Source organism: Noviherbaspirillum pedocola (assembly GCF_016632335.1).
GTDB lineage: Bacteria > Pseudomonadota > Gammaproteobacteria > Burkholderiales > Burkholderiaceae_D > Noviherbaspirillum_A > Noviherbaspirillum_A pedocola.
This window is the reverse complement of record NZ_JAEPBG010000013.1, coordinates 89,588-109,652: the sequence shown is the minus strand read 5'-3', so window position 1 is coordinate 109,652 and position 20,065 is coordinate 89,588. Positions and strand designations below refer to the sequence as shown.

17 protein-coding genes are annotated in these 20,065 nt (G+C 66.3%); 11 read left to right on the top strand and 6 right to left on the bottom strand.

All coding sequences use genetic code 11. The annotated features are described in order from the left end of the window. Positions 1 to 2: 2 nt before the first annotated feature. The 3 genes from JJB74_RS23750 to JJB74_RS23740 all read right to left on the bottom strand — a co-directional run bounded on the left by JJB74_RS23750 (position 3) and on the right by JJB74_RS23740 (position 2,504). On the bottom strand, positions 3 to 1,208 hold the full coding sequence (locus JJB74_RS23750) for an efflux RND transporter periplasmic adaptor subunit (RefSeq protein WP_200596110.1): 1,206 nt from the start codon (positions 1,206 to 1,208) through the stop codon (positions 3 to 5). Between the two features lie 169 nt (positions 1,209 to 1,377). Continuing rightward, positions 1,378 to 2,229 carry an alpha/beta hydrolase gene (locus tag JJB74_RS23745; protein WP_234484798.1) on the bottom strand — a complete coding sequence of 284 codons (852 nt, stop codon included), beginning with the start codon at positions 2,227 to 2,229 and terminating at the stop codon, positions 1,378 to 1,380. Between the two features lie 2 nt (positions 2,230 to 2,231). After that, positions 2,232 to 2,504, bottom strand: coding sequence for a hypothetical protein (locus JJB74_RS23740; protein WP_200596109.1), 273 nt, complete (start codon positions 2,502 to 2,504; stop codon positions 2,232 to 2,234). Positions 2,505 to 2,703: 199 nt separating this feature from the next. On the opposite strand from JJB74_RS23740, the gene JJB74_RS23735 reads away from it, so the two are divergent. The 3 genes from JJB74_RS23735 to JJB74_RS23725 all read left to right on the top strand — a co-directional run bounded on the left by JJB74_RS23735 (position 2,704) and on the right by JJB74_RS23725 (position 4,643). Beyond that, a complete protein-coding gene (locus JJB74_RS23735; protein ID WP_200596107.1) occupies positions 2,704 to 3,684 on the top strand; it encodes a LysR family transcriptional regulator in 981 nt (326 codons plus the stop codon). After that, positions 3,681 to 4,274 (top strand): histidine phosphatase family protein, encoded by a 594-nt coding sequence (locus JJB74_RS23730; protein WP_234484797.1) that lies wholly within the window; start codon positions 3,681 to 3,683, stop codon positions 4,272 to 4,274. Before JJB74_RS23735 ends, JJB74_RS23730 begins: the two co-directional genes overlap by 4 nt. 93 nt (positions 4,275 to 4,367) lie before the next feature. Then, entirely contained in the window at positions 4,368 to 4,643 is a 276-nt protein-coding gene (locus JJB74_RS23725; protein ID WP_200596105.1) for a hypothetical protein, read from the top strand. Between the two features lie 40 nt (positions 4,644 to 4,683). Here the strand turns inward: JJB74_RS23725 and JJB74_RS23720 are convergent, their stop codons facing one another. Beyond that, positions 4,684 to 5,535 carry an alpha/beta fold hydrolase gene (locus JJB74_RS23720; protein ID WP_200596103.1) on the bottom strand — a complete coding sequence of 284 codons (852 nt, stop codon included), beginning with the start codon at positions 5,533 to 5,535 and terminating at the stop codon, positions 4,684 to 4,686. Between the two features lie 89 nt (positions 5,536 to 5,624). Between JJB74_RS23720 and JJB74_RS23715 the strand changes: the two genes are divergently transcribed. Both JJB74_RS23715 and JJB74_RS23710 read left to right on the top strand, forming a co-directional pair. Further along, positions 5,625 to 6,476 (top strand): LysR substrate-binding domain-containing protein, encoded by an 852-nt coding sequence (locus JJB74_RS23715; RefSeq protein ID WP_200596101.1) that lies wholly within the window; start codon positions 5,625 to 5,627, stop codon positions 6,474 to 6,476. A gap of 254 nt (positions 6,477 to 6,730) precedes the next feature. Continuing rightward, positions 6,731 to 7,573 (top strand): phytanoyl-CoA dioxygenase family protein, encoded by an 843-nt coding sequence (locus JJB74_RS23710; RefSeq protein ID WP_200596098.1) that lies wholly within the window; start codon positions 6,731 to 6,733, stop codon positions 7,571 to 7,573. A gap of 370 nt (positions 7,574 to 7,943) precedes the next feature. Here JJB74_RS23710 and JJB74_RS23705 read toward each other — a convergent pair whose 3' ends face one another. Next, positions 7,944 to 9,539, bottom strand: coding sequence for a bifunctional aminoglycoside phosphotransferase/ATP-binding protein (locus tag JJB74_RS23705; RefSeq protein WP_200596097.1), 1,596 nt, complete (start codon positions 9,537 to 9,539; stop codon positions 7,944 to 7,946). A 63-nt stretch (positions 9,540 to 9,602) separates the two neighbouring features. Beyond that, on the bottom strand, positions 9,603 to 10,958 hold the full coding sequence (locus tag JJB74_RS23700; RefSeq protein ID WP_234484796.1) for an OmpP1/FadL family transporter: 1,356 nt from the start codon (positions 10,956 to 10,958) through the stop codon (positions 9,603 to 9,605). A gap of 297 nt (positions 10,959 to 11,255) precedes the next feature. Here JJB74_RS23700 and JJB74_RS23695 point away from each other — a divergent pair, with 297 nt between their 5' ends. The 6 genes from JJB74_RS23695 to JJB74_RS23670 all read left to right on the top strand — a co-directional run bounded on the left by JJB74_RS23695 (position 11,256) and on the right by JJB74_RS23670 (position 20,063). Then, positions 11,256 to 12,899 (top strand): GMC family oxidoreductase, encoded by a 1,644-nt coding sequence (locus JJB74_RS23695; RefSeq protein ID WP_200596095.1) that lies wholly within the window; start codon positions 11,256 to 11,258, stop codon positions 12,897 to 12,899. Positions 12,900 to 12,910: 11 nt separating this feature from the next. Continuing rightward, a complete protein-coding gene (locus tag JJB74_RS23690; RefSeq protein WP_200596093.1) occupies positions 12,911 to 14,893 on the top strand; it encodes an SDR family oxidoreductase in 1,983 nt (660 codons plus the stop codon). Positions 14,894 to 14,900: 7 nt separating this feature from the next. Beyond that, positions 14,901 to 16,328, top strand: a complete 1,428-nt coding sequence (locus JJB74_RS23685) for a wax ester/triacylglycerol synthase family O-acyltransferase (RefSeq protein ID WP_200596091.1) — start codon at positions 14,901 to 14,903, stop codon at positions 16,326 to 16,328. Between the two features lie 77 nt (positions 16,329 to 16,405). Next, positions 16,406 to 18,100, top strand: coding sequence for an AMP-binding protein (locus JJB74_RS23680; RefSeq protein ID WP_200596089.1), 1,695 nt, complete (start codon positions 16,406 to 16,408; stop codon positions 18,098 to 18,100). A 41-nt stretch (positions 18,101 to 18,141) separates the two neighbouring features. Next, entirely contained in the window at positions 18,142 to 18,675 is a 534-nt protein-coding gene (locus JJB74_RS23675) for a phasin family protein (RefSeq protein WP_200596087.1), read from the top strand. A gap of 95 nt (positions 18,676 to 18,770) precedes the next feature. Continuing rightward, positions 18,771 to 20,063, top strand: a complete 1,293-nt coding sequence (locus tag JJB74_RS23670) for an esterase/lipase family protein (RefSeq protein ID WP_200596085.1) — start codon at positions 18,771 to 18,773, stop codon at positions 20,061 to 20,063. The last annotated feature ends 2 nt before the right edge of the window (positions 20,064 to 20,065 follow it).

The window sequence follows — 20,065 nt, the reverse complement described above, 5'->3', positions numbered from 1 at the left end:
TTTCATTCCTTGGCGTTGACGCTCGCCGCAGCCAGCTTCGCGTCCTTGTCCTGCAATGGCTGCGCGCTTGCCGTCATCGGCACGATCTGCGCCTGTACCGGCGCGCCGGGCCTGACCCGCTGCAGGCCGTTGATGATCACGTTCTCGCCCGGCTTCACGCCGGCGCGGACCACGCGCAGGCCATCGAAGACCGGTCCGAGCCTGACTTCGCGGTACTCGGCGCGCCCGCCCTCGCCGACCACGAACACGAACTTGCGGTTCTGGTCGGTGCCGATGGCGCGGTCGCTGACGAGCATGGCCTTCCTGCTGTCGCCATCGATGCGCACCCGGGCAAAGAGGCCGGGCGTCATGCTGCGGTCCGCATTGGCGAAGGCCGCGCGCATGCGCACGCTGCCGGTGCGGGTGTCGAGCTGGTTGTCGATGAATTCCAGCTTGCCTTCATGCGGGAAGCCTTCTTCGTTGACCAGGCCAACGCGCACCGGCACCGCCTGCCCGGCATGCGCGCGGCGGGAGACGCGCAGGAAGGTTTCCTCGTCGCCGTCGAAGCTGGCGTAAATGCGATCCAGCGAGACCACCGATGTCAGCACCGCGGACGCATCGACCAGGTTGCCCAGCGTGATCTCGGCCTTGGACACGCGCCCGTTGATCGGGGCGGTGACGCGGGTGTAGGACAGGTTCAAACGTGCCGCCTCGGCCTGCGCTTCAGCAGCAAGCGCGTTGGCATCCAGCTCCTTCTGGCTCGCCGCGCGCTCGTCATATTCACGCTGCGCGATGGCCTTGTCGCCCAGGAGCCGCTCGGCGCGACGCAGCTCGAGCCGGGCAAGCTCGGCCTTCGCGCGCGCCGACCGGGCGGCCGCTTCGGCGCGGTCGGCTTCGGCCTGGTAAGGACGCGGATCGATGATGAACAGCACCTCGCCCTTCTTCACTTCGGCGCCCGGCTTGAAATTCACTGCGGTGATGAAACCCGAAACCCGCGGCCGGATCTCGACGCGCTCGACCGCTTCCAGCCGGCCGGACAATTCCTGCGGCTCCGCCACGTTCTGTTCTAGCACGGTCGCGGCCGACACCGGCGGCGCACCGGGCGCAGCGCCGGCGGCGGCCTTGCCGGTGGCGTCCGAGCAGCCGGCGATGAGGGCGGCCATGCCGGCTGCGCCCAGCGCGAGCACGGCGGGCCGCAGTGTGCTTCGCAACTCTTTAATCGCATTCATGTGGTTTCTCCTTTTCTGGAATTCATCATTCATCGGGCAAAACGGGGCCCTCCCGGGCTTGCCCGGACGAGGGGTGAAAAGCGTCCGGAAAAAGCGGGTCCCGCGCGCCGCTTTCGCGACGCCTCTTTTCTTCGTTTATCGATGCTTCGCGCGGCTTTCCCGCGCCGGATCAACAGCTCTCGGGCAGCGTTTCCTCGTCGAGACCGTCGATGAAGTTCGCGATCTCGGCCAGCGCATGGCCCTGGCAGGCGCACTCATTGCGCGCATTCGGCTCCTGCAGGCGCACCGCCTGCAAACGCCGGACCGTGGTCGGCACGCCGAACGCGATCAGCTTGCTGCCGTAGGCTTCGGCCTCGTCGCGCAAGGGATCGTCCTCGACCGACAGGATCAGCGCCGGCGGCAGATTCTTCAGGCGGCTCGATTGCAGCGGCGACGCATACGGATGGCTGCGGTCGGCCGGATGCGGCAGATAGTCGCGATACGCCGCCGCGCATTCCTCGACCATGCGGGCTTCATTCCTGCAGGTTGGCATCTGGCGCATCGAGCAGGTCGACAGCGCCGGATCGAGCATCGGCATGATCAGGATCTGGCCTGCCAGTTGCGGCGCGCCACGATCGCGCGCCATCAATGCGCACACCGCCGCCAGGTTCGCGCCGGCTTCGATGCCGGCCACCAGCATGCGCTTGCCGGTCCAGCCCAGCTTGCCCTTGTTCTTCTTCGCCCACATCAGCACCGCATGCGCATCCTCGACCGCGGCCGGAAACGGCTTGACGCCCGCCAGCGTGTAGGTCGAAGACAGCACCACCGGATAGCCGCTCGCCTCGGCCAGATGGCGCAGGAAGGGATCCGCGTCTTCCAGGTTGCCCTCGACGAAGCCGCCGCCGTGGAAGAACACGATCAGCACATCGCGCCGACCGTCGGCGCTGGCCTTGTACAGCCGCCCTGCCATCGGTCCGTCGGCGCCCAGTACCTGCAGATCGCGTACCGCCAGGGTGTGGCCGTCATCGGGGGTGTGCATCATGGTCATCGTTGGCCCTCATGGAAAGCCGTCAAGGTAGCAGAAACCGCGCCGGCCGATGCCCCGGACGCAGCGTCATTGTCCATGGGCGCAAGCGCATGAAACAGCGAGTCGTAGCCGCGCGCCTCGGCGCCTGCCGCTTGAGCATAGTCGTCGCTGAGCACGGCGGCGGCGACAACCGCGGTGCCGAGCGCGACACCAAGAACAGCGCTGATTTCGTGACGATCGAGTTTCATGTTCGCTCCTTCCGTGACACCGCCGGCTTTTTCCTGCACCAAACGATGGTCCTTCCCGGCCTGCAGGCCTAGGGCGCCTGCCCCATCGGCGAATCGGATTCACCGAGCCGCAACTATAGTCTTCGCTTAGAATCCGATAAATCCTGCATTCGCGAATCCATTGTTCAGAATGCTGAACAATGACCGCAAGCAGTAGCCCTCTAGCCATCTGCCCGGCATTTCTGAGGGGAAAGGGCAAACCATGAATAAACTGCAAGCAATGGAAGTCTTCGTGCAAGTCGTCGATGCCGGCAGCTTCACGCGCGCCGCCGACATGCTGCAGCTACCAAAGGCAACGGTATCGACGCTGGTGCAATCGCTGGAAAAGGCAGTGTCGGCCAAGCTGCTGCACCGGACCACGCGCAATGTCACGGTCACCACCGACGGCGCCGCCTATTACGAGCGCTGCGTGCGCATCCTGTCGGACGTGCGCGATGCCGAGGAATCACTGTCGCGCACCCGCATGTCGCCGAGCGGTCGCATACGCGTGGATGCGCCGACCGGGCTGGCGAGCGAAATCCTGGTGCCGGCCCTGCCCGACTTCTTCCAGCGCTATCCCGACATCGTGCTTGAACTCGGCTGTTCGGACCGGCCAGTGGACCTGGTGGAAGAAGGCGTGGACTGCGCGGTGCGCGGCGGTGAATTGTGGAGCACCAGCCTGATCGCGCGGCGCATCGGCATGATGAACTTCGTCACTGCGGCCGCACCGTCCTACCTGGCGCGTCATGGCGTGCCGCAGCATCCGCGCGATCTCGAGCAGCACCGCTGCGTCAATTATTTCTCGCCGAAGAATGGCAAGACGTATGACTGGGACTTCCGGCGCGGCGACGAGCGCCTGGTGATGCCCATGCGCGGCGCGATCGCGCTCAATGATTCGACCGCCTATACCGCCGCCGGGCTGGCGGGGCTGGGCGTGGTGCAGATGGTCGATTACCTGTTGAACCAGCATGTGGAGGCCGGACGTATGGTGCAGATCCTTGCGGATTGGCGCAGCGATCCGCTGCCCATCCACGTGGTGTATCCGCAGAACCGGCATCTGTCGGCCAAGGTGCGCGCCTTCGTGGAATGGGTTGCGGAGCTTTTTGCGGCCAATCCCTACATGGGGATAGACGACAGGCCGCGGGCAAGGCAGATAGAAAGCGCGGGCGCAATATCAACGCCATCGACGGAGCAAACGACATGAACGCTGCATGGCTGAGAAGAATCGTCGGCACGCTGTGTGCCTGGGCGCTGCTGGCCGCCGGCCTTGCGCGGGCGGCCGACGGCAATGCCGACGACGAAGCGCTGTGGCGCGCGTTGCGTGACGGTGGTCAGTTAGTCCTGATGCGGCATGCATCGGCGCCGGGTGTCGGCGACCCGCCGGGTTTCCGCATCGATGACTGCGCAACTCAGCGCAACCTGTCGGAACAGGGGCGGCGCGAAGCCACCGAAGCGGGCGAGCGCTTTCACCGGCATGGCGTGACACGCGCCGATATCTATTCCAGCCTTTGGTGCCGCTGCCTGGAGACCGCGCGCCTGCTTGGGCTCGGGCCGGTCACACCCCTGCCCGCGCTGAACTCCTTTTTCGAGAACGATAAGCGCGAGGCCGAGCAGACTGCGCAGCTTCGTGCGCTGATCTCCGCGCACCCTGCACAGCGTAACCTTGTTCTGGTAACCCACCAGGTCAACATCACCGCGCTGACGGGTGTCTTTCCGGAATCGGGCGAGATGCTGGTGCTGCGGCCGCGTGGCGGGAAGCTGCAGTTACTCGGCCGGATACGCGCGGGACGTTGATGGCGCCGCGCAAGAACGCCACGGCCTAGCGGTCCCTGTCATGCCGCGCGCGGTAGGCAACACGTAGGTTGGGCTGACGAAGGAAGCCCAACAATGAAGTCCGCGGACGCTCGACGTTCCGTTGGGCTTGGCAGCCCAACCTACGATTTCCCACGCCACGCCAGCGCGCTTGGATCAAATCTGTCGCACACCCGGGAACGCGACGACATGGCGCTGTTGCGTGCCGACGCGCTGCCGCCAGACATAAAAAAGCCCGCTCGGATGAGCGGGCAGGCGCCTTGGGGAAGCGAGAAAGATGTCCCACTGTATTGCTGCCCGTCGAGCTTTCACAGGCTTATTGCAAGCGGTTACAACATTTCGCCATTGTGATGTGAGTGCATAGGCGCTCGACATACGGCGCTGTCCAGGTTCATCCATGCGCGAAACTGTGAACAAGGCTGTTGAACGCAAGTGGACTCGCGACGTTCATGCCATGCGAAGCGCCCGTGACCGTTCTCTTTTCCGCATGCTCGATCCACTCCACGAGCTTTGCGACATTGTCGCGATACATGCGCGGACTTCTTTCGCCTTCGATCAATAGCGTGCGGCACTTGATCTGTGCCGCCGCATCGCGCGTATAGGGCGGCAGCGGATCGCGGAACTGCTTCGGCAGCGTGGCGGCATTGGCGATTGCCATCGCGCGGAAAGCGGAAGTGCTTCGTTTCCAGATGCCAGGCATGCTGACCGAATCGACGAAGAGTTCGAGTCCCACTTCCACGGCCCCGCTTTCAATCAAGCCCGCGGCGCGCTCACGCAGCGCCAGCGTTGCCGGCGGCAGTGCCGCTTCCGGCACACCGTCGATGCGCAGCGGGCCACCCGGGTCGGCGAGCGTCAACGACTTCACCAGATGCGGATACTCGCGCGCCAGGTGGAAGGCCACGCAGCCGCCGCGCGAATGGCCGACCAGGTGCACCGGTCCCAGGTCCATCTCCGCAATGAATTCGGCGACCTCGGCGACATGCGCCTTCCAGCCGAACTCGGCCTGGATGCTGGCATCGTCAACGGGCCAGTAATGGCTCAGGCTGATCGCAATGCAGAGGAAATGCTGCGACAGATCGCGGGTCTGGCTGTTCCAGTAACGGTAGTCGCAAAGCGATCCATGCAGAAACAGCAGCGGTTCGCCCGTGCCGCAGGCCACATACGGCACGCTCATGCCGGATCGCAGCGTGGCGAAGCACAACTCGCGTGTGACGAATATCGATGGGTTGACTCTTGCGTTCATGACGGGCTCCTTTGGCGTTACTATGCACGACGCGCTTGTCTAAGAAAATCGCGTAATACTGAACGCAAGCATCAACTTATCTGATACCAATGAAAACACTGGACCTGGACGTGATGGCAATGATCGTGGCCGTGGCCGACACCGGCAACATCAGCCGCGCTGCGGAAGTGGTGCATCGTTCGCAGTCGGCGGTGAGCATGCAGATCAAGACGCTCGAGACTGCGCTGGGCAAGCCGCTGTTCGTGCGCAAGCCGAGAAGCGTGATCCCGACACAGGATGGCGAGGTCCTGCTGACCTATGCGCGGCGCATGCTGGTGCTGCGCGATGAGGCATGGGCCGCTGTGGTTCGGCCCGACGTCACTGGCCGTGTCGTCATTGGCGTGCCGGACGATTATGCGTCCTCGCTTTTGCCTTCCATCCTGAAGAAGTTTTCCGCCACCTACCCGAAGGTCGAGATTCAGGTAGTGGGCCTGCCAAGTCCGGCGCTGGCGCCGATGGTCAGGGATGGCTCGGTGGACCTGGTCTGCGCGACCCGGGTGAAGGGGCTGTCGGGCGAGTTCATCCGCTTCGAACCGATGGTGTGGGCCGCGGCGCCAAGCGCGCATGACATCTGGCTGGAGCGGCCTTTGCCGATCGCGGTTTTCCTGCCAGGCAGCGTCGCACGCGAAAACGCGATCCGCAGCCTGGAACGGGCGAGGATCCCGTATCGAACCTCCTACGAAAGCCCGAGCCTGATGGGATTGCTCAGCATGGTCCAGGCCGGGCTCGCGCTGGCGCCGCTGGCACGCTGCGCGGTTCCGGATCAATTCAACCTGCTCGGACAGGCGCAGGGATTGCCCGACATCCGCCCGCTGGAAGTCGTGCTTGCGCGCAGCGCCAAATCCAACCGCCCGCCATGCGACTTCCTTGCTGAAAAGATCATGTCGGAACTGCGGCGATAGGATGCCTTCAAGGCAGGCTGATAGCGACGAACGCAACACAACGCGCATCAGCAGGCTTGCGAACCCGAGCTTCAAGGCTCATGCACATGCATGCACGATCGCCAATGGCGCATTGACAATGCTTGTCGCCAGGATGTTGCATGCAGCCTGCAAATGCGCATCCATACGCCGGAAGTGCGCGCCAGACGGGGCTCTGCGCGACATAATGGCGCCTCCCTTCCTCGCCATCCGGCGGGATCCATCACGGAGTGCGCATGAACAAGCAGCCGCAACAGCAAGCAGAAGCGATTGAAGCGTCAACCATACTCGGCGGTCTTTATGGCGATGGCATCATCGCCTGCAAGGGCGCTTTCGATCGGTCATGGGTTGAACGCTTGCGGGAAGACATCGATGTGCTGTTCCAGGAAGCCTTGAACATTCCCGGCGGCGCGCTGAACCGCGGCCCGAACCGCTTCTATGTGGAAGTGCATCCGCAGCGCCTGCGTGGTTTTGTCGATCTGGCCACGCATCCCTGGGTGCACGCGGTATGCAGCAACGTGCTCGGCGCGGACTACCGGATCGTGGAAATCGGCTTCGACGTTCCGGGCCCTGGCGCGGAGAACCAGCCATGGCACCGCGATTTCCCGACGCCTGAAGCGACTTCGCGTGGACGTCGACTGAATTCGCTGGCGTTCAACATGACCACCGTCGATATCACCGACGAAATGGGGCCGCTTGAAATCGCGCCGGGCACGCAATGGGACGACCTGACCGGACACTGCGACAGCAGCGGCATGTTCCCGGATCGCTCGCTGTACCCGCGCTTTGAAGCGAAGGCGCAGCGCAAGAAGCCGGTGATGGGCGATATCTCGGCGCGCTCGGCATTGACGATACATCGCGGCACCGCAAACCGCTCGCCGTTCCAGCGGCCGGTGCTGGTACTGGGCGTGGACGCGCCGGATGCGCGCAATGCGGAACGACATGATCTGCAGGTAACCCATGCTTACTGGGATGCCCTGCCCGCTCAGGTGCGCGAGCATCTCAGCTGCCGCATTGTCGACAGGCTTGAGCCTATCGTGCAGAAGCACACGATCGAAGGATTGAAGATGGGCGCTTAACTCCGGGCTCATCCTCAGGGTTGCTGAATATCTTCAATGATCCGCAATGGACGACATTGCAAATCCCAAGTGATGCCGATGCCAGGACGAGGGCGAAAAAAAACCCGCTCGCCTTGACGGGGAGCGGGTTAATCCATCCTTGGGAGGGTGGAGGAGACAGGGCGAAAGATACGCTCTTGCCGCCAATAAACGAAATTCTCGTTTGAGATATTCGCCATTCGATTCGTGAATAACAGCAGCGTGTGAATCACAAGTCCGCACGCGGCGGGCTGGTCTGGAAAGGCTGGACGGCTACGAGTCCGGCGCGCACCTCCGGCGATGACGCGCTGAAGACGCGATGCAGCCTGCCCTTCCCGCCGCATTCGACGACTCATTCGACGCCGCGCCACGCCCGCATCCGGCGCAACAGCGACGCGCGCGCTTGTTCGGCCTGCTGGCCCATGTCTGCTTCCGCATCGATGGCGAGGGCAACCGGCGCTTCCTCGGCGTCGAGCGGCTGCATGCGCGCCAGCTGCGTCGCCAATACCGCCACGCCGGCGTCCGACGCATCCTGGTTCCGCGCGGCCCGTGCGGCAACGCGCTCACGCAGCACCGCGCCGCTGGCTTTCAGATCGAGGATGAAGAACGGAATGCGCAGCCGCGCGGCCAGCAGGCGGAACGGCTTGCGCTGGGCGCTGTCGAGAAAGGCAGCATCGACGATGGTGATGAAACCGGCGCATGCGGCCGCCGCTGCCAGCATTTCCAGGCGCGCATAGGTGGCCCGCGTAGCGGCCTCGTCATACAGATCGCCGCCGCCGGTTCTATCCGTTGAGGCCAGTCCATGCAGCCGCTTGCGCTCGACATCGGAACGCAGGCGCACCGCGCCGAGCCGCTCCAGCATCCATCCCGTCAGGGTGGACTTCCCGCTTCCGGATGGGCCGTGGGTAATCACGATCGCCGGCCGTGCGGGCGCGGCGCTGCGCTGGGCCGCCTCCAGGTAGGCACGTCCCTCGGCCAGCAAGCTTGCAGCGCCCTGCGCATTTTCTGCCAGTTGCGACGCGCGCAGCCAGGCAACCATGCAGCGGATCAGCGCGCGCAAGGTCCTGTAATAGCGCAGCACGCGCAAGCCATCGTAGTCGCCGCTGCATTCAAGGTAAGCGTTGAGCAGCCGGGCGGCGAAATCCGCCCGGCCGCGATGGCTCAAGTCCATGTACAGGAAGGCAAGGTCGTTCATCACATCGATCCAGCGCATGCTGTCGTTGAATTCGATGCAATCGAAGGCCGTTGCCCGGCCCCCGATCGTGACGACATTGCCGCAATGCAGATCACCATGGCATTCCCTGATCCGACTCGTGCTTCTGCGCCGGAGAAAGACCGGATGCAGCGCGATGGCCTGCAGGCCCAAAGTCTTGCGCAACCGCGCCACATTCTTCGCCGCGGCGCGGTCCGGCGCCATGGGCATCAGCGCATCAAAGACTTCCGCCGCGATCCGGTCCAGCGCCTCGGGCGTGCCCCAGGGATCGTCTTCGATCGCTGCCGCCGCATCGTGATGGAAGTCGGCCAGGCGCTGCGCCATGTCATCGATTTCCGTTGCGGCAAGCCGGCCGTGGCGCAGGCGTTCGCTCCACAGCGCGTCCTGGCTGAATGCGCGCATCTTCACCGCATACTCCAGGGCCGCTCCGTTGGCGTCGGCAAGAAGAGCGTCGCACGCGCCGCCGATGGCTTCGACACTGAGATAGATCTCCGGCGCCAGGCGCCGGTTCAGGCGCAGTTCTTCCTCGCAGCAGCGACGGCGCTTCTCGATCGTGGAGAAGTCGAGGAAGGGCGTATGCACCGCCTTCTTGAACTTCCATGCCTGCTCGCCCGCCACCAGCACCCGCGATATGTGCGTTTCAAATTCCCGCACCGAACCGTGCATGCGCCCGAGCTTCGCGGCAAACGCGTCGATGAGCCTGCGCTGGTCCGCAAGCGTGGGACTTGCGGGCATGCAGGATTGCCGGGTTGGGCTGTCGGCGGTGCACACGAGGAAATGAGGTCCGCGAAAGAAATCTCAGAAGGAATATCGATATTGCAGGCTCACGATGTTGACGTTGTTATCAAAGGCTCCAACCAGCGTGCCGCCCAGCGGCGGCTCGGCGCGATTGACAGCCGCATTGCCGATGAAGATATGTGCGTAGGCGAAGTCCCAGGCGCTCTGCGGCGTGGCCTGATAGCGCACGCCGAAGGCAGCGATGCGGCGCGACGCGTCCGGCACGCTCGGCGTGCGCAGGCTGGCATTCTTCACCGGCGACTGTTCATAGGAAACGCCCGCGCGCAGCAGCCAGGCGTCGTTGTAGCGGTAATGCGCGCCGATGCCGAAGCGCAGCGTGTCCTGCCATTCCTCGCGCAACACATTGTCCGGCGCGCCATTGTCGAAGCGCACCCGCAAGGCATTGAAGCGGCTCCAGTGCGTCCAGTTGATATCTGCCATCAACGCCCACCGACGGCTGATCTCGGTGTAGGCGCTCAGGTTCAGGGTGTCCGGCAGATCAAGATCGGCGGAAACGCCGGTGTCGGCGAAGCTGCGCGAAGCGGCCAAGGCCGCGGGAAGCGCGGCCGGCTTGTCGTAATGGGCCGTGCCGCCGGACAAACCGTGGTTGATCCCGGAACGATATGCCAGACCGATGCGGGTCGCCGGCGTCGGCGCATACAGCACGCCGAGGTTGAAGCCGAAGGCCCAGTCGGTGCCGTCCAGCGTGACCCGGCCGTCGGCGGCTTGCGGCAGCACGCCGGCGCGCGCGCATGGCGCCACGCCGATGCTGCCGACGCAGGCGCTGCCGAAATCGATGGCCCGCGACAGCTTGACGTCGGCATACTCGGCGCTGACGCCGGCGCCGAAGGACAGGGTGTCGCTGAACTTGTACGACAGCGCCGGATTGATGTTGTACGTCTTCAGATTCGATTCGAGCGCCTGATAGCGGCCGGTCCAGCCTTCTTCATAGGAAGTCCGCAGCCCGAAGGGCGAGTACAGCCCGATGCCCCAGCGCAGTGCCGGATTGATGTCGGCGGCATAAAACAACGCCGGCACGAACGCCCAGCCGCCCGCATCGCCGCCGGAGCCGCCCGTGAGCGGCGTGCGCGCGGCCGACGTCGACCCGGCATTGGAAAACTCGACCGACGGTTTGATGCCCGAGCCGACGGCAACGAATTGCCGCCCACTCATGCGCGCCAGGCCGGCGGGATTGTAGAAGAGCGTACTGGCATCCTCGGCCGTCGCGGCAACGCCGGCGAACGCGGTGCCGATGGCGCCGGCGCTCATCTCGTTCAGCGCGAAGCCGCCCGCGTGTGCCGTGCCGCCGGCAAGCATGATGGCGCCGAGCACGCAAGCCGCGCCCGGCGACAGGCGCGCGCATGGCATGGGTTTCATCGGTCTTGTCTCCTAAACACCCTGCATGGCCCTCAAAGGCGGATCGATGCGCCCGCTCCACATCCATTCTGTGCTGCCGCGAACGCTTTTCCCTGCGCTAAGCCAAACCTTGCACGACTCGCGCCCGGCCGGAGGGCCTGGCCGGCCTGCGTTACGCCACATACCGGCCTGTCACTGCGCACAACGGCAAAGAGGCTTGGCCTGCATCATTCCCGCGACATTCGGGCCTGTTTCCGGCATCGCAGCCGCGCCTATGATGGTTGCGAATGCCGGGCGACTTCCCGGCCGGGAGTTTCCATGCACGATTACGTGATCGCCGGCGCCGGGTCGGCCGGATGCGTGCTGGCGGGCAGGCTCAGCGCCGACCCCAACGCCAGCGTATGCCTGCTTGAAGCCGGGCCGGCGGATACGAACCCGCTCATTCGCATGCCAATCGGCCTGATGTGGCTGATGATGAGCCGGCGCCTGAACTGGCGCTACTTCACCGAGCCGCAGACGCATCTCGATCATCGCCGCCTGTTCTGGCCGCGCGGCAAAACCCTGGGCGGCAGCAGTTCCAGCAACGCGATGATCTATGTCCGCGGCCATCCATCCGACTATGACGCCTGGGCCGCGCTCGGCAACCATGGCTGGTCCCATGCCGAGGTGCTGCCCTATTTCCTGCGCGCCGAACATCATGAATCGCTCGGCGGCTCGCCCTGGCATGGCGCGCAGGGGCCGCTAAACGTGACCCGCCAGCGCTGCCCGAATGTGCTGTCGCGGGTCTTCATTGAAGCGGCGCACGAAGCGGGCTATCCGCTCAACGACGATTTCAACGGTGCGCGCCAGGAAGGCGTGGGGCTGTTCGATGTGACGCAGAAGAATGGCGAGCGCTGGAGCGCGGCGCGGGCTTATCTGCAACCGGCGCGCGAGCGCGCCAACCTCACCGTGCACACCGGCGCGCGTGCAGTACGGCTGCTGCTGGAAGGCGGTCGCGCGGTCGGCATCCGTTATGCGCAGGGAGGCGAGCTGAAGACGGTGCGGGCCAGGCGCGAAGTGATCGTCTGTTGCGGGGCGATCGGCACGCCGCAATTGCTGATGCTCTCGGGCATTGGCCCGGAAGATGAGTTGCGGCGGCATGGCATCGCGGTGGCGCACACGCTGCCCGGCGTGGGCGCGAATCTGCAGGACCATCTCGATGTACTGGTCGTGCACCGCTGCCTGCAGCCAGTGTCGCTGGGCGTGTCGCCGCGTACGCTGGCGGCGCAGTTCCGGAATCTCGCCGATTACCTGGGCTACCGCAGCGGCCCATGGACCACGAATGCCGCCGAAGCGGGAGGCTTCGTGCGCAGCGCGCCCGATCTGGACCTGCCCGACCTGCAATTCCATTTCACGCCGGCACGGCTGCATGACCATGCGCGCAACCTGCGCGCCGCCGCGAGGACCCTGTTCGGCCACGGCTATGCGCTGCATGCCTGCGTGCTGAGGCCGAAGAGCCGCGGCCGCATCGGCCTGAATGGCGCGGACTGGCGCCTGGCGCCGCGCATCGATCCGGATTACCTGTCCGCACCGGAAGACATGTCGGGCATGAAGGCGGCGCTGCGCGCGGCGCGCCGGGTGCTGGCTGCTCCCGCATTCGATCCCTACCGCGGCGAGGAAATCCGCCCCGGCGTTGCTGTGCGCGACGACGCCGCGATCGAGCGCTTCATTGCGCGCGGCGCGGAATCGATCTACCACCCGGTCGGCACCTGCCGCATGGGCAACGACGACATGGCCGTGGTCGACGATGCGCTGCGCGTGCGCGGCATCGATGGGCTGCGCATCGTCGATGCCTCGGTAATGCCGACCCTCGTCGGCGGCAACACCAATGCGCCGACGATCATGATCGCGGAAAAGGCGGCCGACCTGATCCATGCCGCTGCCGGCGCGCCGCTTGCGGGCAGCGGCATGGAAATCGCATGAGGAGAAGCGCGATGCATTACTTCGTCACCGGCGCCACCGGCTTCATCGGCAAACGCATGGTCCGCGCGCTGCTCAGCGAGCCGGGCAGCACGGTGTGGTTCCTGGTGCGCGAGGACAGCCGCGCGAAGCTTCCGGCGCTGTATGCGTGGTGGCATGCCACGCCGGAACGCGCAATCGCGCTGACCGGCGACCTGCTGGCGCCCGATCTCGGCATCGCCGCATCAGACATCGATGCGCTCACGCAGCACATCGACCATGTGTTCCACTTCGCCGCGATCTACGACATGGCGGCAAGCGCCGAAGCGCTGCACGCGGCCAATGTCGACGGCACCCGGCGCGCGGTGGCCTTTGCGCAGCGCATCGGCGCCGGTTGCTTTCATCATGTCAGTTCGATCGCGGCCGCCGGCCTGTATGAAGGGGTATTCCGCGAGGACATGTTCGAGGAAGCCGAAGGTCTGGCGCATCCGTATTTCGCCACCAAGCACGAAGCCGAGCGCATCGTGCGCAACGAGTGCAGCGTGCCGTGGCGCATCTACCGGCCCGGCATGGTGGGTGGCGATTCCGTCACTGGCGAGGCCGACAAGGCCGACGGCCCCTATTACTTCTTCAAGCCGATACAGCGGCTGCGCAGCCTGTTGCCGCCATGGATGCCTGCGCCCGGCATCGAGGGCGGGCGCATCAACATCGTGCCGGTGGATTACGTGGTGGCGGCAATGCGCTGGATCGCGCATCTGCCCGGCCTGGACGGCCGCTGCTTTCATCTGACCGATCCGGCGCCGCACCGCGTCGGCGAAGCGCTGAACATCTTCGCGCGCGCCGCGCATGCGCCGAGACTGAGCCTGCGCATCAATGCCGCATTGTTCGGCTTCATCCCGCAGGGCATCCTGCGCGCACTGGGGACGCTGGCGCCAGTGCGGCGCCTGCGCGAAGCGCTGATGCGCGACCTCGCGCTGCCCGAAGGCATCCTGCAGTTCATCAATTACCCGACGCGCTTCGACAACCGCGAAGCCGCCGCCGCGCTCGCCGACAGCGGCATCGCCTGTCCGCCGCTGGAACGCTACGCCGCCGCAATCTGGGATTACTGGGAGCGGCACCTGGACCCGGAGCTGTTCATCGACCGCAGCCTGCGCGGCGAAGTCGCCGGCAAGGTAGTGCTGGTGACCGGCGGCTCTTCCGGCATCGGCCTGGCCACTGCGCTGCGCGTGGCTGAAGCCGGCGCGCTGACGCTGATCTGCGGCCGCGACCGGGACAAGCTCGCGGCGGCACAGTCCACGGCGGCCGCGCGCGGCCTTGCGCTGCATGCCCACGCCGCCAACCTCGCCGACATGGCGGACTGCGACCGCCTGCTGGCCGAGGTGCTGGCCGAGCATGGCCGCATCGACATCCTGATCAACAATGCCGGCCGCTCGATACGGCGCACCGTGGAGGCGAGCTACGACCGCTTCCACGACCTCGAGCGCACGATGCAGCTCAACTATTTCGGCGCGATGCGCCTGGCGCTCGGCATCCTGCCGCAGATGGCGCAGCGCCGCGCCGGACAGATCATCAACATCTCCACCATAGGCGCGCTGACCTATGCGCCGCGCTTCTCGGCCTATGTCGCGTCCAAGGCAGCGCTAGACGCCTGGACGCTGTGCGCGGCGGCCGAGTACGCCGATGTCGGGGTGAAGTTCAGCATCGTCAACATGCCGCTGGTGCGCACCCCGATGATCGCGCCGACACGGGTCTACGAGCATGTGCCGGCGTTGACACCGGAAGAAGCGGCGGAGCTGGTGGTCGAAGCCATCATCAGAAAGCCGGTGCGCGTGGCGACCCGCATCGGGCTGACCGGCGCGGCGCTGCAGACGATGGCGCCGGGCGTGGCGCAGATCCTGCTCAATTCCGCCTTCCGCCTGTTCCCGGACACCGAGCCCGGCGCGCCGCCGATACCGGCGCATGAAGTCACGCCCGAGCTGCTGGCCATGCAGCAACTGTTTCGCGGCGTGCATCTGTGACGCGGCGATGAGCGAGCGCGCTTCCCTGTCTGCGCTGGATGCCGCCTGGCTGCGCATGGACCGGCCGAACAACCGCATGATCATCTGCGGCATGCTGCTCTTCGACGAGCGCGTAGCCTTCGGCGCGCTGCGCAATGTCGTCATGGAACGCATGCTGCGTTTTCATCGGCTGCGCCAGCGTGTGCGCGAAGACTTCACCGGCTGGCATTGGGAAGCTGACGATGCCTTCGATCTGGACTGGCATTTGCGCCATGTCGTGTTGCCGGCAGGACCGGGCGCGCTGGAAGCGGCGGCGGCCGAATTGATGGCTTCGCTCCTCGATGCCGCGCGGCCGATGTGGCAGCTGCACCTGTTCGATATCGAATCTGGCCACGGCGCGGGCAGCGCCCTGCTGCTGCGCATCCATCATTGCTATGGCGACGGCTTCGCGCTGCTGCATGTGGTGGCGGCCATGACCGATGCCAACCCGGCGCATGTACCCTCCGAGACGAGCGCCGAAGCGCAACCGTCGCGGCCGGCCTGGGCCACCATGCTCGGCGCACCCGGCGCGGCGCTGGCCGATGCGATGCGCGGCGGCATGGCCGCGTTCGACGCGGGCACCGCGCTGCTGCTGTCGCCATGGCAAGCGCTTGCCCGGGCGCAGCAATGGACCGGCTATGTCGAACAGGCCGGCGTCATTGCCGCGATGCGGCCCGATTCCGCCACGCGGCTGAAAGGGCCGCTCGGCGGCGTCAAGCGGCTGGCATGGGCGCCGCCGCTATCGCTGTTCGAAGTCAAGGCATTGGCCGAGGCGCTGGCCTGCACCGTCAACGATGTGCTGCTCGGCTGCGTCGCCGGCGCGCTGCGCGCCTGGCTGCTCGCATGCGGCGACACGGTTGCCGACGTGCAGCTGCGCGCGCTGATCCCGGTGAACCTGCGCACTGATGCCTCGGCCGCCGAGCTCGGCAACGGCTTTGGCATGGTGTTCCTGGAACTGCCGCTGGAGATCGCCGATCCGATCGAACGGGTGCGCGAAACGCATACGCGCATGCGCGCGCTGCGCGACGCCGGCCAGGCCGAGGTATCGGTCGCCATACTCAGCGCCATGGGCGTGGCGCCGGAATTCTTCCGCGAGCAGATGCTCGAGGCGCTGTCGGCAAACGCCAGCATCGTCATCAGCAATGTGCATGGCCCGGATGCGCCGCGCTGGCTGGCGGGCGCGCGCATCGCGCGCCAGCTGTTCTGGGTGCCGCAGGCGGGCGACATCGGCGCCGGCATCAGCCTGTTCAGCTATGCGGGTCAGGTGAGTTTCGGCATCGTCGCCGACGCGCACCGGGTCGATGAACCGGGCAGCCTCGCGGCTGCTTTCACCGACGAGTTCGAGATCCTGCTGCTCAACGCCCTGCTCGCGCCCTGGCCGCTCGCCGAAAAGCCCGCGGCCCCGGCCCCGGTGTGATGCAGGTCAAGGAACGCGCCGCGCGTGAGGCGCATCGTTGCCCCATTCCGATTTCGATAACCGCGGCGAGGACGGCCATGGAAAAGACCTGGCTGCAAAGCTATCCGAGCGGCGTGCCCGCCGAAGCCGATCTGCATGCCTTCGACACGCTGCCCGCCCTGCAGCGTGCCGTCTGCGCGCGCCACGGTGCAAAGCCGGCATTCAGCAATGAAGGCGCGACGCTGAGCTTTGCACGCATCGATGCGCTGTCGCGCGCCTTTGCCGCGCATCTGCAGACGGTTGCGGGCCTGTCCGACGGCGATCGGGTTGCGCTGATGCTGCCGAACCTGCTGCAGTATCCGGTGGCGCTGTTCGGCGCGCTGCGCGCCGGGTGCGTGGTGGTCAACATCAATCCGATGTACACCGCCCGCGAACTCGAGCGCCAGCTTGCCGACGCCGGCGCCAGCGCCATCGTGGTGCTGGAAAACTTCGCGCACACGCTGCAGGCAGCACTGCCGCGCACCATGGTGCGGCATGTGATCGTCACCCGCGTCGGCGACCTGCTGCCGTTTCCGAAGTCGCAGATCGCCAATCTTCTTGTCAGGCATGTGCGCCACCTGGTGCCCGACTGGGACATAGCCGGCGCGGTGCGCTTCGTCGACGCGCTGCACACGAACGCCAGCGCGCTGCGCGAGCCGCGACTGGCGCGCGACGATCTGGCATTCCTGCAGTACACCGGCGGCACCACCGGCACGCCGAAGGGCGCGATGCTTACCCATGGCAATCTGGTGTCCAACCTGCAGCAGACGCTGGCATGGATAGACGGCGTGTTGAAGGATGGCGAGGAATGCGCGGTCATCCCCTTGCCGCTGTATCACATCTTCGCGCTGACCTGCATGCTGGCCTTCTTCCGGATCGGCGCCCATAACGTATTGATCACCGATCCGCGCGACATGCCGCGCCTGGTGCGACGGTTGGCGCATACGCCATTTACCGCGATGATCGGCGTCAATACGCTGTTCAATGCGCTGCTCGGCGCGCCCGGCATCGCGCAGGTCAACCACGGTCATGTGAAGCTGGTCGTCGCCGGCGGCATGGCGGTGCAGCGACCCGTTGCCGAACGCTGGCATGCGGTCTTCGGCGTGCCGCTGGTCGAAGGCTACGGCCTGACCGAGACTTCGCCCATCGTCTGCGCGAACCGCCTCGACGCGACGCAATACACCGGTGCGATCGGTCTGCCGCTGCCTTCGACCGAAGTCACGATCCTGGACGACGATGGCCATGAGATGGCGCCGGGCGCGCAGGGCGAGATCTGCGTGCACGGACCGCAGGTGATGAAGGGCTACTGGCATCGTCCCGACGAGACGGAAAAAGTCTTCACCGCCGACGGCTGGCTGCGCACCGGCGACATCGGCTGCATGGATGAACACGGCTATTTCCGGCTGGTGGACCGCAAGAAGGATGTGATCGTCGTTTCCGGCTTCAAGGTGTTTCCGAACGAGGTCGAGGAAGTCGCGGCGATGCATCCGGGCGTGCTCGAGGCGGCGGCGATACCGGCCGGCGACGAGCGCTCGGAGCAGGCGGTGAAGCTGGTCGTGGTGCGGCGCGATCCGGAGCTGGATGCAGGCACGCTGCGCGAGCATTGCCGGCGGCACCTGGCGGCGTACAAGGTGCCGCGATTCATTGAATTCCAGCAGGAGCCGCTGCCGAAGTCGAATGTCGGCAAGGTGCTGCGCCGCCTGGTGCGCGAGCAGCACGGCGCGCCTGCGCGCAGGACGGGCGAACCGGCATGAGCCCGGCGTATGACGGGGTGAAGAAGAAAAGGAGCACGGACATGGACAGCGAAATGGAAAAGGCGGCGCAGCGCGAACATGCGCTGGCTGATGCGGTGACGAAGTCGGCGCGCCAGATCTGGCAGGCGGGACTGGGCGCCTATGCGAAGGCGCAGCAGGAAGGCGGCGACATGTACACCCGCCTGGTGCAGGAAGGCAGCGCGCTGCAGACGCGGCTGCAGCGCCTGACGGGCGGCCGCATCGCCGATGCTTCCGATGCGGTGTCGAAACTGGCCGGGGAAGCGAACCGGCAGGCATCGGGCTCGCTGGAGAAGCTGGAAAAGGTCTTCGAAGAGCGCGTGGCGCGCACGCTGCGCGGTCTCGGCATGCCGACTCGGGAAGATGTGCATGCGCTCAGCCGGCAGATCCAGGAACTGCATTTGGCCGTGATGCGGCTGGAATCGGGAAAGACCGGCGCGCGCAAGAGCGCGGCCAAACCGGCGGCCAAGCCGAAACCGGCGGCTGCGGCGCGTGCGGCGGCAAAGCCCGCGCCGGGCGACAAGACGAGCGCGCGGCGCAGCGCCAGCCGGGCTTGAAACCGGGGTCGGGCCGGGCGCGCACATCTCGCAATCGCGGCAAGGCAGCGAGGGGCGCATCCGGACTGCCGGCGCAACAAGCGCAGGCGCAGCAGGTGGAACAGGCGGAACCCGAAGATGACGCCACAGCATCGTCCGCCATTCCCGCGGCGGACGACGGGCAGCGTCATTTTCATGTCACGGACTGGCATGGCGTCACCAGCCTGCTGCTGGATGCGACCGAGGGCGCCATCGCCATCGCCGAGGAAGTCCATGGCGCCGTTGCCGAAACGCTGCCGCCGCTGGCGCCGGCCGGCATCACCGGCTTCGCCTGGCGCGGGGTGCGCGCCTGTATCGCCGTGGCGCGGCGCGGCAGCAAGGCATTGCCGCAGCGCGCGCGCGATGCCGCTACGCCAGAGGACGCCTTGCCGCTGCCCACGCCGCAGCGGCGCACGGCGCTCGCGGCGCTCAATGGGCTGCTCGGCGACAGGCTTGCCGCCACCAACAATCCCTTGGCGATCGAGATGGGCCTGTCCTTGGGCGGCATCGCGCTGCCGCTCGAGACCAACGCGCTGCAGGCGCTGCTCGCGCGCAGACCGCCGCAGGCCAAGGCGCGGCAGGCCGGCGAGCGCTTGCTGCTGCTGGCGCACGGCCTGTGCCAATGCGAGCTGCAATGGCACAGGCACCGGCATGACCACGGCGCGGCGCTGCAGCGCGATCTCGGCCTGACACCGCTTTACCTCAGCTACAACAGCGGGCTGCACGTCTCGGAAAACGGCCGCGCGCTGGCTGTCATGCTCGAGACGCTGCTGCGCGCCTGGCCCGCGCCGGTGCGCACGCTGACCCTGCTCGGCTACAGCATGGGCGGCCTGGTGCTGCGCAGCGCCTGCCGCCATGCCGAGCTTGCCGGCCATGACTGGATCAGCCGCGTCGACCGCCTCGTCTTTCTCGGCACGCCGCACCAGGGCACGCCGCTGGCGCGCGGCAACTGGCTCGGCGCGGTGCTCGGCCATAACCGCCTGACCGCACCCTTCATCCGCCTGGCAAGCCTGCGCAGCGACGGCATCAACGACCTGCGCCATGGCACGGTATTCGACGAAGCCGCGCTGAACGCAGGCACCGGGCAAAAGACCGATCTTGCCCACCCGGTGCCGCTGCCGGAGAACGCGCGCTGCCATGCGATTGCGGCGACCCTGGGCGTGCGCGTTGGTGATTTGCGCGACCGGCTGCTCGGCGATGGCCTGGTGCCGGTGGACAGCGCGCTAGGACGTCACGCCGATCCGGCGCGCCGGCTCGATATCCCCGACGCGCACTGCTACATCCTGCACCGCAGCCACCATCTCGATCTGCTCAGCAGCGCCCAGGTCTATCGCCGTCTGCGCGCATGGCTGGCGCGGCCTCGCGCGTGACG

What these genes read in the sequence shown, in the direction of transcription:
- JJB74_RS23680 (WP_200596089.1), top strand. Translation starts at nt 16,406, where the DNA reads ATGGAAAAGACCTGGCTGCAAAGCTATCCGAGCGGCGTGCCCGCCGAA.
- JJB74_RS23720 (WP_200596103.1), bottom strand. Translation starts at nt 5,535, where the DNA reads ATGAACGCAAGAGTCAACCCATCGATATTCGTCACACGCGAGTTGTGC.
- JJB74_RS23690 (WP_200596093.1), top strand. Translation starts at nt 12,911, where the DNA reads ATGCATTACTTCGTCACCGGCGCCACCGGCTTCATCGGCAAACGCATG.
- JJB74_RS23735 (WP_200596107.1), top strand. Translation starts at nt 2,704, where the DNA reads ATGAATAAACTGCAAGCAATGGAAGTCTTCGTGCAAGTCGTCGATGCC.
- JJB74_RS23710 (WP_200596098.1), top strand. Translation starts at nt 6,731, where the DNA reads ATGAACAAGCAGCCGCAACAGCAAGCAGAAGCGATTGAAGCGTCAACC.
- JJB74_RS23750 (WP_200596110.1), bottom strand. Translation starts at nt 1,208, where the DNA reads ATGAATGCGATTAAAGAGTTGCGAAGCACACTGCGGCCCGCCGTGCTC.
- JJB74_RS23730 (WP_234484797.1), top strand. Translation starts at nt 3,681, where the DNA reads ATGAACGCTGCATGGCTGAGAAGAATCGTCGGCACGCTGTGTGCCTGG.
- JJB74_RS23725 (WP_200596105.1), top strand. Translation starts at nt 4,368, where the DNA reads ATGAAGTCCGCGGACGCTCGACGTTCCGTTGGGCTTGGCAGCCCAACC.
- JJB74_RS23745 (WP_234484798.1), bottom strand. Translation starts at nt 2,229, where the DNA reads ATGATGCACACCCCCGATGACGGCCACACCCTGGCGGTACGCGATCTG.
- JJB74_RS23695 (WP_200596095.1), top strand. Translation starts at nt 11,256, where the DNA reads ATGCACGATTACGTGATCGCCGGCGCCGGGTCGGCCGGATGCGTGCTG.
- JJB74_RS23705 (WP_200596097.1), bottom strand. Translation starts at nt 9,539, where the DNA reads ATGCCCGCAAGTCCCACGCTTGCGGACCAGCGCAGGCTCATCGACGCG.
- JJB74_RS23685 (WP_200596091.1), top strand. Translation starts at nt 14,901, where the DNA reads ATGAGCGAGCGCGCTTCCCTGTCTGCGCTGGATGCCGCCTGGCTGCGC.
- JJB74_RS23700 (WP_234484796.1), bottom strand. Translation starts at nt 10,958, where the DNA reads ATGAAACCCATGCCATGCGCGCGCCTGTCGCCGGGCGCGGCTTGCGTG.
- JJB74_RS23675 (WP_200596087.1), top strand. Translation starts at nt 18,142, where the DNA reads ATGGACAGCGAAATGGAAAAGGCGGCGCAGCGCGAACATGCGCTGGCT.
- JJB74_RS23715 (WP_200596101.1), top strand. Translation starts at nt 5,625, where the DNA reads ATGAAAACACTGGACCTGGACGTGATGGCAATGATCGTGGCCGTGGCC.